Annotated in this window: 12 protein-coding genes; 4 read left to right on the top strand and 8 right to left on the bottom strand. The window is 48.5% G+C overall.

The features are described 5' to 3' along the window. Nucleotides 1–47: 47 nt before the first annotated feature. Nucleotides 48–719, top strand: a complete 672-nt coding sequence (locus tag LIX00_RS23310) for a hypothetical protein (protein ID WP_227357294.1) — start codon at nucleotides 48–50, stop codon at nucleotides 717–719. 50 nt (nucleotides 720–769) lie between these two features. Here LIX00_RS23310 and LIX00_RS23315 read toward each other — a convergent pair whose 3' ends face one another. Then, nucleotides 770–1273 carry a hypothetical protein gene (locus LIX00_RS23315; protein WP_227357295.1) on the bottom strand — a complete coding sequence of 168 codons (504 nt, stop codon included), beginning with the start codon at nucleotides 1271–1273 and terminating at the stop codon, nucleotides 770–772. 3 nt (nucleotides 1274–1276) lie between these two features. Further along, complete coding sequence (locus LIX00_RS23320; RefSeq protein ID WP_227357296.1) at nucleotides 1277–1774, bottom strand: TIR domain-containing protein; 498 nt, start codon at nucleotides 1772–1774, stop codon at nucleotides 1277–1279. A gap of 113 nt (nucleotides 1775–1887) precedes the next feature. On the opposite strand from LIX00_RS23320, the gene LIX00_RS23325 reads away from it, so the two are divergent. Next, a complete protein-coding gene (locus LIX00_RS23325) occupies nucleotides 1888–2310 on the top strand; it encodes an HIT family protein (RefSeq protein WP_227357297.1) in 423 nt (140 codons plus the stop codon). Between the two features lie 300 nt (nucleotides 2311–2610). Here the strand turns inward: LIX00_RS23325 and LIX00_RS23330 are convergent, their stop codons facing one another. Then, nucleotides 2611–6450 carry an Eco57I restriction-modification methylase domain-containing protein gene (locus LIX00_RS23330; RefSeq protein WP_227357298.1) on the bottom strand — a complete coding sequence of 1280 codons (3840 nt, stop codon included), beginning with the start codon at nucleotides 6448–6450 and terminating at the stop codon, nucleotides 2611–2613. A gap of 538 nt (nucleotides 6451–6988) precedes the next feature. Here LIX00_RS23330 and LIX00_RS23335 point away from each other — a divergent pair. Both LIX00_RS23335 and LIX00_RS23340 read left to right on the top strand, forming a co-directional pair. Continuing rightward, nucleotides 6989–7225 (top strand): MarR family transcriptional regulator, encoded by a 237-nt coding sequence (locus LIX00_RS23335; RefSeq protein WP_227357299.1) that lies wholly within the window; start codon nucleotides 6989–6991, stop codon nucleotides 7223–7225. A gap of 7 nt (nucleotides 7226–7232) precedes the next feature. Further along, on the top strand, nucleotides 7233–8324 hold the full coding sequence (locus tag LIX00_RS23340) for a type I restriction enzyme HsdR N-terminal domain-containing protein (protein ID WP_227357300.1): 1092 nt from the start codon (nucleotides 7233–7235) through the stop codon (nucleotides 8322–8324). Nucleotides 8325–8485: 161 nt separating this feature from the next. On the opposite strand, the gene LIX00_RS23345 is transcribed toward LIX00_RS23340, so the two are convergent. The 5 genes from LIX00_RS23345 to LIX00_RS23370 form a co-directional block, all read right to left on the bottom strand. After that, on the bottom strand, nucleotides 8486–8938 hold the full coding sequence (locus tag LIX00_RS23345) for a twin-arginine translocation signal domain-containing protein (RefSeq protein WP_227357301.1): 453 nt from the start codon (nucleotides 8936–8938) through the stop codon (nucleotides 8486–8488). A 74-nt stretch (nucleotides 8939–9012) separates the two neighbouring features. Continuing rightward, entirely contained in the window at nucleotides 9013–9258 is a 246-nt protein-coding gene (locus tag LIX00_RS23350) for a hypothetical protein (protein ID WP_227357302.1), read from the bottom strand. A gap of 52 nt (nucleotides 9259–9310) precedes the next feature. After that, the gene (locus tag LIX00_RS23355) at nucleotides 9311–9769 is read right to left on the bottom strand and encodes a hypothetical protein (protein ID WP_227357303.1); all 459 of its coding nucleotides are present in this window, start codon (nucleotides 9767–9769) and stop codon (nucleotides 9311–9313) included. A 1381-nt stretch (nucleotides 9770–11150) separates the two neighbouring features. After that, a complete protein-coding gene (locus LIX00_RS23365; RefSeq protein ID WP_227357304.1) occupies nucleotides 11151–11939 on the bottom strand; it encodes a DUF8130 domain-containing protein in 789 nt (262 codons plus the stop codon). Nucleotides 11940–12325: 386 nt separating this feature from the next. Continuing rightward, on the bottom strand, nucleotides 12326–12511 hold the full coding sequence (locus LIX00_RS23370) for a hypothetical protein (RefSeq protein ID WP_227357305.1): 186 nt from the start codon (nucleotides 12509–12511) through the stop codon (nucleotides 12326–12328). Nucleotides 12512–13056: the final 545 nt, after the last annotated feature.

Raw genomic sequence — 13056 nt, forward strand, 5'->3', positions numbered from 1 at the left:
CACATCATGCCCAAAGAATGACTACTCATGAATGTCTCGGACTTCACATGGATGAGTTAGATTTCCCGAATATCATCACATTTTTAGATAACGTCGGGAAAGCTGATGAGGTTGAACGAGCATTAAATGAGAGATTCACGCAGCGGGATTTAGAAACTCTGAATCAATATCTCACTAGCATCGATTTCGACAAGGACAGATACGCGGTTTGGGGGAGGATGATTAGAAACGAACAGAACATGCCAATGATAACTGAGTTGACATTAGTCCATCACCTACGTCTTGTATACGGTACAGGAGCGGTAGATCTCCACGAACCAATCAGCAGTAAACCAAACTCTCTTGATTTCGATGTTCGTGTTAATATGAGTGGAACTAATGTTTGGATTGAAGTAACATATGAGAATTTGGATGAGAAAATAGACAAACCAGGATTCTTTTCACGAAAGATGACGGGGTTCCAAATTGATGACAAAATTGAGAAGGACTTTGCAGCGGCACGATCATCACTTGGAGAAGACGAGGTACTAATTCTAGCGATTTATTTGGAAGCACCGCCTCTCCAACAAATAATGACAGGTGTTAGATTGGCAGAAGGTGGAAAGCATGAGATACCAGCATTCTTAGACGGCTATCTCGAATTTAGTAATTTCTGGGATCCCACGTTCAACTATCAACCGTTTACTGAAAATGGAGAATCCTTCGGCAACGATCTCTAATTATTAACGATATGAGATAGGTGTTATAAATATATCTTTAACAGATTTTCTCATTTCGTAGAGTTATTGCATATTGTAGCTGCTAAGTCGGTACCATTCTTGGAAAAGAATACTGGATACACAAAGAACACTAGCAGTAAGGCTGCGATAACACCATAGAACATCATTTGAGTAGATGAAAACATTATTTTGCCAATTGAATCTGTCTTTTCACTAAATCTAGATGCATCCATATTGAAGAATTGGTCATCAGACTCTAAGCGCTCAATTCGAACCCATTTGTGTAATTCTCGGTAGTTTCGTTCCTGCTTTAGATAGTAGGAATCAAGAGACCAGAATGCAACCAGTGGAACGAACCCAAATAGTGTCTGATAATTCCCCGTTCGGAATAGAATCACAGCAACGACGAGGGTAATTGTCCAACCCTTGATTTTTGATGAGTTATTCGCCTGTCTTTCGATAATAGCTTGAATAGACTGTAACTCGTGAAAGTATGCATCTGACGGCTCATGTCGGGGTTTCTCAGAATCACCTTGATCCTCTTCGGTGGACATCAGTTACCTACCAGCAAGTTCGGCTGCCTCTTCGATCCAGTCGCCCATATTTTGCCGTCCACTATTCAGAACCCAATCTTTGGTTTTATAGTACGATGACGCTGTCCGAGTACTGCCATCTTCGAATTGTATCTGATGGTTATCAAGTGGGTTTAGACCCCTAGTATCTGTGTTACCATATTGGTTCTTAATTCTATGAATTCGGACTCCAAGCAGGCCGTTTTGTCGGTTTATACTCTGCTTGATTTCGTAGTTCACCCAATTCCGGTCGTACGTCTCAGCACCAATCAGAATAACTGTGACTGAGGTATTTTTTAATTGGTCGTCAATCCAACTCTCGATTGCATCATCTCCTTGTTGCTTCAGTTCTTCCCACTCTGCTGAGTCAATAAACCCCTCTTCTGTAATTGTTGGACCCTCCACAACGTTGCTGTTGCGGACTACTCCTGCACGCCAGTTGTCCCGCTCGTAATGGAAACTGAAAAACACTCTTCGTGTCATTAGTATTGGTTATATAGCCTTCACCTATATAAATTATTGGGATGGTGCTAAACGTAAGAATACAATATCGTAAAAAAGCAAATAATTATCACCGACCATATAGTGTGATAGCTATGGGAGACTGCGTGTTTTGTGATATTGTGTCTCGGGACGCCCCTGGGAGTATTGTGTATGAAGATGATGGCGTCTTAGCCATGATGACTCTTCGACCCATGAGCAGAGGCCATACCCTTGTGATACCGAAAGATCACGCAGCGTCTTTATCAGAGCTCACCAAAGAAACTGGAGGAAAGCTGTTTGAAACAGGTATGGACCTTGCTCAAGCAATTCGGAGCTCCGAACTAGAGTGTGAAGGAATAAACTTCTGGCTGGCGGATGGAACCGCTGCCGGTCAAGAAGTATTCCATGTTCACCTCCACGTATTGCCAAGGTATCAACAAGACGGCATTGAGCTTGTAGGCCCACGCTTTGACTTGAGCCGTTCCCAGATGGACAATGATGCTGAAACGATAAAAAAAGGACTTGACAAGAATTGAGCACTCTGCTTCCCAGAAGATAATACTCGTCACCCATATCCTTTCTCACTTCTGCTCAAATCTCCAATAATCAGTTATAGGACAACTGGATAACCTACCGTAGTAGAGTTAGCACTCTTCTAACTCATCTGTCTCGAATTCGCCAGGAGAAACTGCCGACCTTTTTCTGCGATTGGCACATGGCTTTCTCTTCATCGACTCATTCGAGCTAGCTTTTCTAAGAAAGTAAGTTTAGAGGCAGCACATGAAGCAGAATACCTAAACATAGTCAAAGAGTTCGAGTACCGTCTGAACGCGATATCAGGCGAGATCGTCGTACTTCTCCAGCACCATCTCGAAGTAGGCATCGTCCATCAGGCGGGGATTTTGCACGCGGTGGAAGTCATTCAAGACGAATGCGGTCTGCTCGCGGTCAAGACCGTAGGCATGGAACGCTGCAGCATCAAGTTCAGTCTGTACTTCTCGCCGCTCGCTCATCTCCGTCACTGGCTCGATACCGCCCAACCGGTCGCGCATATCCTCAAACTCCTCGCCATAGCAGTTAAGCTGGGCTGCTCGAGTCGAGATATAGTCAAACCACTCATCGCCTTTGGTAAGACGTGGGGCTTGTGACTCTTTCAGTTTATAGAAAACGACGGTTGAGTCGATCTTCGTTCGCATGAGGAAGTCAAAGGGAAGACTGTTGAGTAGTCCAACAGCGACGAATAGCTCCTTGTCAGAGTAAACACGCTCGTAGACTCCATGGAGCGGAGATTCGGACAGATCTGACTTGTCGGGGGAAATCTGATACGGGCGAAGTTGTGGAGCCTTATCGTGACAGACGACCCCTCTCGGGAGGACAGACGCAATCAACGTCCGTTCATCGGTTGCTCGGGCAATATCACGATACACAATGCGGTACTCGGTACAGTCAAGTAGTACGTCCGCCTCGGAGAGTGGTTCACCTCGATGTTTTTCGAGCAAGTCGTTTACAAAACCAATCTGTGAACCCGATCCGTCGAACGCCTCGTACAGACTTCGCTTGAGTTTCGGAAGATTTCTTCCTCGAATACGGCGTTTCGCGCTTAGGTCAGGGTCGCTACTCTCGTCGACACTCCAGAACTTTGGCCCTTCCAAGTTATCCAAGAATGTAGGATCGTACATGAACTGATAGATGTTGCTCCCACCTAGTACCGGATAGTCGCCCCTGTCTTCTGATTCGACAAAACGATCAACATCATTTCCTCTATCCAGCTCCCGGTATGGCTCTACGTACCACTCCGTGTCAATTTGCTCTGAGATGGATGGATACTGAAGGATTCGATTCAAAATCTCCACTTCTTGTTGCGAATTGACATATGGGAAGATGGCAGCCTCAGGGGAATATTCGCGTAAAACACGACGAGGAATGGAAAGAGCGCGTTCATCGAACTCCTGTAATACGTCGACATCATGCTGCTGGAAAATGCCCTTGAGCTCACTAGTCGTTCCTTTGTTCTCGAAGACGAGTACCCCGAAGTTGTATCGGTTATCAATTTCGGGGAAGATACCCTTATTCTCGAAGGTTACGAGAGATTCGATTTCGGTCTCATCGAGCAAGTGAAGCCGGAGGTCTTTGGTCGAAGATCCGTTAAAAACCGCACCCGGTAGAACCTGCGAAACGTACCCATCGTCACGGGCAATCTGGAATACCCGTTCAAGGAATAGGGCCGACAAATCGTTCTCTGTGGCTTGAGTCCGACCGGCCACGGTTGGACGTTGGAGCTCGTAATCCTCGGCGTTATTGAAATACTCTGCCTGTATCTCTACATTCCGCTTGTATTCCTCCCAGCCTTGCTTAATCTCGGGGGTTCCCAGCAGTTTCTCTTGGCGAGCTTGTTTCGCTTTGGGAAGGAGCGTTCTGAACTCGGGGTCGAAACGAGTGAAATAGTCGTCACGTTGTGGGGTGATTCTGTCCCAAGGCGGGTTCCCCACAATTACGTCGAATCCACCATCTGCATAGACCTCTGCAAATTCGAGAACCCAATTAAACGGTTCCATCTCGGCCACCTGTTCGGGCGTAATGTCCTCGATACCAGCCGAGACAAAGTTACCGTGAATATCCTCAATCAGTTCCTTACGAGCATTGCTCAGTTTCTCGAACGCCTTTTTCCGGTGCTTTTCGGCAGTTTCACTGTCGATGGCCAGCTCGTGTTTCTCGATTTCATCAATAATTTTCTGATAGCGGTCGCGAACGCTATCCTCACTGAAACTCCCGAGAGTGTATTCTCCGTTGTCGGTTGTCTCAGGGAACCCAGTGTATCCAATGAGACTGTTGCCCTCTCGCAGGTTGAATGCGATATTTGGGAGGGCGAGTGCATCGTCTTCAGCGAGCTCGTCCACATTCTCGGTATCGAGTTCGGAGATAACTGAGAGCCAACAGCGTAGTTTCGCGATCTCGACCGCTGGGCCCATCAGATCAACCCCGTAAATGTTGTTCAGAACGGTCGTCTTCTTCAAGCGATACTCGTCAGGATAGGATTCGTTCTGGGCGTAGAGCGCCTTCCGAATGTTGACGATTTCCTCGAGAACCGACGTAAGGAAGTGCCCGCTTCCACACGCGGGGTCAACGACTCGAAACTCGTTGACCTCATCTAGAAGAGTACCAATAAGACTCCAACTGCCGGGTAGATCTTCGATGAGTTCGTACACTGAGTTGAACCGATTGGCTTCATGCTCGGGCCAGTCACGCTCCTCGACCAATGCGGTCTGGAACCGGTCTAACAGGGCCGGACGGACGGTCTTTTCAGCGCAGAAGCGTGTAATCTCGCTTGGTGTATAGTAGGCCCCGAGTTCCTTATTCGTGTCCGCGTTGTCGCTGGTGATGTAGTTGATAGTCTTCTCGAAAACATTGCCGAGAATGCTGGGGTCGAGGTCAGTCAGTGCACCTCCAGCGGAGAAACTGTACCGTTCCAGTAGATTTATGATAGAAAATAATACTGAGTTCCGAACGTCGAAATCCTCTTCCTTGAACTCGCCCCCATTGATGGTTGGCCGGAATAAACCGCCATTGAGGTAGGGAATGTTCTGGAATAGGTCTATTTTCTGCACCTGCGCTGGGCGGTCGTCCGGCTTGTTATTCATCACGTCGTAGAACAACGACTGGAGGAACTCCTCGTAGAACGATCCGGTATAAAACCCATTCTCGTACGTGTTATTGAGGGTCTGGAGAAGATCGGGTTGAACGAGGGCTTTGTCTTCGAGGAACTTGATAAAGACGAGTCGGTTCATCAGTTCAACCGCGAACAATCGGGCGTCGTCTTCGGTCGCTCCTTTCGGTACAACAACGCCGTCACCGACGAGTGAGCGAGGTGTTTCCTCTGCATTACCCATGATGCCGAAAACGTACCGAATGTAATCGTCGTAGAACTCGTCCGTGATTTCCTCCTGCTTCTGCTTAATGACCTGTCGGGCGTCTCCGGCGATAGAAACGAAGTTCTCGAACTCGAATGTTCGAATGAGCCGGGTTACTTGTTCTCTGTGTGCGTCGAAGAGGACTTTTGTTGGGTTGATCTGTTTTCCAACTTGGTTCTCGAAGAGTGCAAGGAAGACTGATTGTAAGTCTACTTCCTCAATGATATTGTGTGTATAGGAGTCTGGGTCGTACCGGATAAAAATCCAACGGAGACCGTCTGTAGCGAACCCAAGGTCGGACTCGAATTCTCGCTGGCTCAGCCAATCTCGTACCTGCCCAATACCGTGTTCTCGACTGTCGAGTTCCTTGTTAATGGGTTCGGCCTCGATGAGTAGGCGTGACGAGTCGATCTCTTGGTAGTTGCGGAGTGAGATCGTGTAATCAGCTACCTGTGTTTGTCCCCCGGAAAGGCCGCCAGCCTCGGTTGAGTATTCGTGACCGAGCGCGTCAAGGAGAGGATTTATGACGGCGTCCTGCGTGAACGACTCAGGTTGGAGACCGTCCTGTGTCATACTGCTTCTGAGGAGGTAGGAGCCAGAATCTGCCCGTAGAATACCCTCGAGTGTGTCGTCGTCAATCTGTTCGCGTAGTTTCGAGACCGCGGCGTTGATACTCTCGATGAGCCGGTTTACTTCGGCCTCGGTGACAGTCGTTTCGAAGGCTTGCTCAACGAACTCGGTAGGTACGGAGGAGGAATTGGATGACATGAATTGGAGCGGAATATTTCGAATTACTGGAGTCTGGTTGGGGAATTCAAATAAATATGCGGGTAATCGATTCCCGTGCCTATGATAATTGTAGCATTCTATATGAATACTAGATGTTCTTTTTTTAAGCAGTTTATGCTCGAGACATCGTCTCAAACGACTCGTGACCGCCAGACAACAACGACGAAGAGTAGGTACACGACACAACGCGAGGCGACCATATCGACAGCCGCTACGACGGAAACGAGCAGATCGACAACCACTACAACAGAGAATGAAGCAAACACAACTTAATCATCTATATAACGGGTGGTCTTCGCGTAGGTTCTTGCGAATCTCGCCCTCCTCGGTGAGCCCGGTCAAAACTTCAGATTCTGTCCGACGTGGCCACCTAAACTCCTCTGCACTATCACTGGTCAAAAATTATAGAATTAGCAGTCTGCTATTACACCGTAACAATACTATTAACGATCACAGTAACTCATACTAACAATATTTTCGTAACATTAATTGTAACCAAGTAACACCTCTTGTCATAATGGTCAACGAGAAATTCGAACCAAACGACCGCCAAGAGGCTATTTTAGAAGTACTCAAAGCAGGACGAGAAGAAACACAGCCCTGGGGCTATGCCAATCCAAAACGCCTCGAAGAACAGCTTGATACCCGTAAACAGTACATCAACCGGGAACTTCGCGGCCTCGTCGATGCTGGATGGGTTGAAAAGGTCAATCGAGGTCTCTACCGCTTCGTCGCTGACGCACGTGAGGACTAACTAATCGATGAACGAATCTGAGATCACAGCGTACGTCGAACGGTCCCAATCTCTCATCGACCAAGCCCCGCAAATGGATGAGGAAAATACGAAGGTAAAACTCATCCAACCGCTCATTGATCTTCTCGGGTGGGACGTGTTCTCGTCAGAGGTAGAACTCGAATATCCAATGCAAATCGGTCGGGGGAACACCCGTGCAGATTATGCCCTGCTCACCGAAACCGCCCCCGTCGTATTCATTGAAGCCAAAGGATGTGATAGTACACTCACTGACGCCGATCGAAGTCAATTGACGAGCTACATGCGACAGAAAGGAGTCGATTGGGGACTCCTCACAACCGGCAGCCAATTTGAGATCTTCCGCCGTCGCAAAGATAGTTCTCGTCCTGATGAGGTCTCATTGGCGCAGTTTTCAATTGCTGAACTTGAAGACAATTGGCACATCTTGGAACTCCTCTCAAAGGAGCTCGTCAAGACTGGCGAAGCAGACACGATTGCACATCGTATTGAAGCACGACAGCACGCCGTTGAAACACTCCAACAGCAAAAAGAAAGCCTCGCTGAGCGAGTGACGCAGCTCGTAATCGAGGAAATTGACGATTCGCTAGCTCAAGAAATCGAATCAAACTCAAAGGAGTACATCGATTCGCTGATTCACACGCTCGCAAACGGTGATGAAGCAGATCTCCCGGTTGTTGAAAACGGGGAAGAGATTGTGACCGCTTCGGATGAAGTTGTCTCTGATACTCCTTCTATAGTCGATACAGAGTTTGTCGTCCATCTTTCTGCAAACGGGGATCGCGTGTGGTCATGCGCTGAGGAAAATCAATCCGATGTGATGGCAGAAACGGTTGATCTCCTGATTCAAGAGTACGATCTCATCGATCAGTTAGAGTCGTTTCCCTATGTTCCTGGCTCCAAAAATGCGATTCTTAACTCAGAGCCGACTCATCCCACCGGTGAGCCAATGCGCCAAACAAAGGATCTATCGGATGATTACTATCTCTATGTCGCGTTGAATCAGAAGAGCAAGAAACGGTATCTGACGAAATTCTCCGAGCTATGTGGTCTTTTTGTCGAGTTTGACGGTGATTGGTGAGGACATCACCCTTCACATTCATTTATCTCTCACCAGTACCCTCATTCGTAGCCGGAGGCAGGTGCTTCCAAACCACTGTGATTTCGGTTTGTTGAGCAGGCGCTTCGATCGTTAGAGACAGAAGAGAAATCTGAGAGTCCACGGGAGAACCATGGGTTGAGTCACTTGGCTTTTGTAAAGTTGGTGTGCAGCTTGATTATCGTCTCCGGATGCGACGATTCCCCGTAGTCGTACATATAGCCTCCCCGTGAAATATCAGCTGTGACCAACCCCTTTTCTCCCTGTGAGTTATCCAATTTCTTGAGGGTCACTGACGCGGTGTTTACGTCAGCTGGCATCAAAAAAATCTGGACATCCTTTGTTTCTAGGTATCGTGGGTCTTTCCCATCATGGCTAAGTTCGATGCGGTATGGGACATTTTCACTCGCTAGCACGGTCGTTGAAGTCAGTCGTTCGATTTCGTCCGGCATTTCATCCGTGGCGAGCCACACGTTACTGGTTCTCGCCATTTGTTCTTCACGTTTCATCTCAGCAAGGGTTCGGCCGGAACACCCAGCAACCGCGCCGAGCGCTAGGATCGTCCCTGCCCCCTTCAGAAATTGTCTGCGTTGCATAGTTTATCCCTCCATTCCAGGAATTTGTCCTCGCCAAAGCCGCTGGCAAGGGTATGATAAAAATCGAGAACAACTTAGGCGTCTAATTTCTTGATAAGTTGTTCGAGTAGTTCGTTGGTGCGGCGTTGTTCAGCCGCGATAATTGCAATGTTGTGTTCTTCGATTCCATAGGAGCCTTTGCCGATTGGTGCTGGGCGAACACGAATCCCTTCTTCGAGTAGAAACGCCTGCATTTCCGTTTTGCCTTCCTTCTTCATCTTTGCCAGTTTCTCGTCGTTCTTTTCCTGTATTTCGTCTAGTTTATCCTTGACACCAAACATTGGTCTCACCTGTTGTCCTCGCCAAATCCGCCGGCGAAGGTACACGAAATCATTAGTAGTGGATGGTGACCCCGCCCGTCCGAATCGATAGGGCAGAGAGGTCACCGTTCGTCGGCACCGTAATCGTCGTCGGTTCCACCACGATACTATAGTCACCAATCGGCGTCGGCACCGTTGCCGCACCCGTCCCGGCAATCGTCACTGTGGTATCGCCTTCGACGATCGTTACATCGCCATCAGCGCCCGCTCCCGTGGGGATGACCGGCGTGACCGGCGTGTCTGTGGGTTGGTCGGTTACGAGTGACCCCAACCAAATCCCACCGAGAAAGACGGCAAAGATGAGCGCCGCGGCCACTAACAGGGTAAAGAGTGTTCCGAACACCCCAACAAACAGGCCGGTCAGGCGGAAACGTCGCCGCCCACGTCGCTGTTCATTTACGCGGTTGTAGCCTTCGTCAAATCCACGGTCATACTCGGTTCTATCTGTGCGCGAATCTTGTTTGTCAATCATCGTGTGTATCACATCCACCCTCCAAATGACGACGCGAGTCGTCGGAGAGGTACGTCCGAAACGGGAATTTGACAAATTCTTTAGAATATATCGTTATGCTTGGTCGCCCTCAGCAGCCAAGTTTGTGAATTTTGTTCTCTGTAAGTCATTAGCAATATTTATTAAATGACTAAATTTATGACATACGTACCTAAAGCAGTGGACGGAGTACGAACGTCGGTGAGAATACACACATGTGGGTACACGCCAAGCTGTTCTCCCAGTTCCCCGGCTTGTGGTTGCCGCCCGCCTGTCATCGCCAGTGACCGCATCGCGGTGTGACTCCTACGGGATTGGCCCACCCCTGATCGTTCATTGGCACAAACCTTTGCAGGTCGCCCGCCTCCCGATTCATTTTGTTAACTGTGGAGTGGTGAGGGACAATGCCCTTCATCTCTCCTCAAGATACATGTACGCCATCTACCATGATAAACGTTTGTAGTTCAAAGTGAATTTCCTTGTTGAGAAGGAAAGTAGATAACCAAGTAGAACCTATTAGTACTTCAGGTGATGAAAATGTCGCGTGGGTCCGTAAACGAGAACTTCGAACCGACTGGAGATTCAGAAAAAGTACTAGATGCATTCAAAGCCGGGCGAGAAACCAATCATCCATGGGGACGACATACTCCTCGGTCAGTGCAAGAAACAACTGGGATTACCAAAGGCAATGTTGAGTTCTACCTACGCGAACTGACCAACGCGGGATGGATTCGACGCTATACTCGCGGGCTCTACGAGTTTGTTATGGATCCCCGCGAAGCCAACGACGAATAACTTCAAATTCCGGGAAGGCGTAGGACTAAACCCTTTCGCGTAGAGGACTGCATGTATCACGTGAAAACATGGATGATATAAGCGACAGTTCATAGCTGGTGACTGTCACGGAAGAGCTTGACGTACTTGATCACAACAAAAACAGAGAAAGCGATTCTGCCGAAAACTGACTCTTGATTCTACTATCCTATTCTTCAGAGGGATTGCTATTCCGCCCGAATCCAGCTCACACAACGCGCCTCGGGCTTTTTCTTGCGAATCTCGTCGCTCTCATGGAGACGACTCAGAACGTTATAGGCCAACCGTCGCGACCATCCAAGTTCGTCCGCGATCTCACTCGTCATGTAGGGTTCGAGCGGCCGTATGATCTTGAGTACATCCGCTAGCTTCTGTTCCTGAACGTACTCGTCTCCCTCTCCTCATGTTCTCTCATTTGGCTCGTTCTTCTGGATTTGGGTGGTCTCAAGGTTAGTATTGTATACTAACGTTTCGTGGCCCAAATCTTGACCGCTCCTATGATCATCCCGTTTCGTCCGCCGACCTATCGTGCCCTTTCAAAGTCATCTACTCATGCTTCGTCGTGAATATCCTCCGTAAGCGTAAAACCGACCGTCCACTCGATAGTCTCCGATGGTGGTTCTTCTGCAAGTCGTGACGTGAGTGTTTCAGAAATCACGTAGTCTCCAGGTGCCAACCCATCTGTCCCAGCGCGAATCTCATACGTTCGAATGATGGTCTCACCTGGTTCGATTCGTGTTCCGATCCCAACTGAATTGACTTCCAATTCCCCATCTCGGAACGATATATGACCACTCGATGCATACTCACCCCACAGTAAAAATGAGCGATCGTCACTGTCTGCTTCAGCCCACAGGACACTCAATGGTGGGGACGGTCCACTCATAATGACTCGTTCCTCGTCACTTCGATTGGTTACACGAAATTCAATCGTACCAGGTGATTCTAATATGACCCGCTCATTTTTCAGTTCGGCTGTTATCGTGAGTGCTGACGGAGTATCGGGTGATCGCCGGTAGAGGTCGACGCCGATATGTGTCCAAACATCATTGGTTCCGGCGTCCCAGGTGAAAAAATCGGTCTCCTCGATGAGTTCAGCAAGCCCAGTCGGAATGTCGTCTGTCCAAATTTCACCCTCTTGCAGTATCGTCTGGAGCGTTTCGCGATGCTCTCGATTATCGAGCGTCGGGATATCGACGATCGTTGGATTCGTGAACTCGTCAGCAACGGCTTCAGCAGAGAAATAGGCGGACGGTCTGAGATGATACGAGTGTGTAGGCATCACCGTAGTCGTGGTGACCGTAAAGTCCGAGAGAGTATAGCCATCAACTGAACTCATATCAACTCAGACGCGTGCACCGCTCATAGCTGTTCGGAGCACGATCATTAGCAACGTTATTCTTAGCAAGAGCGATTTCAAAAGCAGTACTGCTATAGTTTGAGACGACCATTATAGGATATGAAACAACTGTACCAATTCATTCTCGTTGCATTTCTTGTCTTCTTCATTATCGCCGGTGTTGGTGCAGTCATACTTCCCCCGGACTCATTTTCAACGCTTCCTGTTAGCATCCTTGCCCTCGTCGTCTGTTGGCCAATTGCGTATTGGTTTACATATCGTCAGTATCCAGGCACTATGTGAGCCAAGCAGTCGATCACTGAACAAAGACCACGTGAACTTCCTGGACGGTTTCCACACTAAATGGATACAATCTACATTCACGATCATGGTGAGTACGCCGAAAAGCCTCGTCCAGTGAAGTAGAATCCGAGTACCACTAATCCAGCAGCACCGAACGTAATCAAGCTATCAGTGACAGCAATTCCAAACAGACCGAACATCGTGAAATGAATGCCATAGAGCATGTTTCGGACAGCTCCAAGCTGTGTGAGATCGTCTTCAAGCGCCATATGAACGACAAGGTTTCATTCGTTAAATAGCCTCACCAAATTTTGCCATGTCTTGGCGAGTAGAACCTTAAGTTGCTAACATGCATTTCACATCAAAGGACGGCCCCTCACTGACAACAATGGCTTTTCATTGATCAACTATTCCCTACGAATCCACCAGATAACCACCCGCGGACTCAACTTCCCCCGCTCAATCTCTCCATCCTCATGCAACGCTTCAAGCCGCCGGTGAGCGGACGGCCGCTCGATCTCAAGCGTATCCGCTACCCACCGAGCGGTCACTGCCGGAAACTCTGACTCGCGCATAGCTGTCAGAATATCGTCGTCAGTCGTTTCCTCTGCAAATTGCCCACGAGTATCGCGCTCTCTCTCGTCTGTCATCGTAGCCCTCAGTTCACTATCCACCAACTTAAATCCATGCACTACGTAGTACTTCGATAGTTTTAATACGACGTACTACATAGTACGTGGTAAGGAAGAACGGTGCCCTCGGGCGTGTGTAGAAACGCGCCGGGTGTACCAGCACCCGGCACCGGTCTTCCTAA

The organism is Haladaptatus salinisoli (assembly GCF_020614375.1).
Classification (GTDB): Archaea; Halobacteriota; Halobacteria; order Halobacteriales; family Haladaptataceae; genus Haladaptatus; species Haladaptatus salinisoli.

Excerpts from the sequence above, each read along its gene's own strand:
- LIX00_RS23310 (WP_227357294.1), top strand. The coding sequence starts at position 48 with ATGGATGAGTTAGATTTCCCGAATATCATCACATTTTTAGATAACGTC.
- LIX00_RS23315 (WP_227357295.1), bottom strand. The coding sequence starts at position 1,273 with ATGTCCACCGAAGAGGATCAAGGTGATTCTGAGAAACCCCGACATGAG.
- LIX00_RS23320 (WP_227357296.1), bottom strand. The coding sequence starts at position 1,774 with ATGACACGAAGAGTGTTTTTCAGTTTCCATTACGAGCGGGACAACTGG.
- LIX00_RS23325 (WP_227357297.1), top strand. The coding sequence starts at position 1,888 with ATGGGAGACTGCGTGTTTTGTGATATTGTGTCTCGGGACGCCCCTGGG.
- LIX00_RS23330 (WP_227357298.1), bottom strand. The coding sequence starts at position 6,450 with ATGTCATCCAATTCCTCCTCCGTACCTACCGAGTTCGTTGAGCAAGCC.
- LIX00_RS23335 (WP_227357299.1), top strand. The coding sequence starts at position 6,989 with ATGGTCAACGAGAAATTCGAACCAAACGACCGCCAAGAGGCTATTTTA.
- LIX00_RS23340 (WP_227357300.1), top strand. The coding sequence starts at position 7,233 with ATGAACGAATCTGAGATCACAGCGTACGTCGAACGGTCCCAATCTCTC.
- LIX00_RS23345 (WP_227357301.1), bottom strand. The coding sequence starts at position 8,938 with ATGCAACGCAGACAATTTCTGAAGGGGGCAGGGACGATCCTAGCGCTC.
- LIX00_RS23350 (WP_227357302.1), bottom strand. The coding sequence starts at position 9,258 with ATGTTTGGTGTCAAGGATAAACTAGACGAAATACAGGAAAAGAACGAC.
- LIX00_RS23355 (WP_227357303.1), bottom strand. The coding sequence starts at position 9,769 with ATGATTGACAAACAAGATTCGCGCACAGATAGAACCGAGTATGACCGT.
- LIX00_RS23365 (WP_227357304.1), bottom strand. The coding sequence starts at position 11,939 with ATGAGTTCAGTTGATGGCTATACTCTCTCGGACTTTACGGTCACCACG.
- LIX00_RS23370 (WP_227357305.1), bottom strand. The coding sequence starts at position 12,511 with ATGGCGCTTGAAGACGATCTCACACAGCTTGGAGCTGTCCGAAACATG.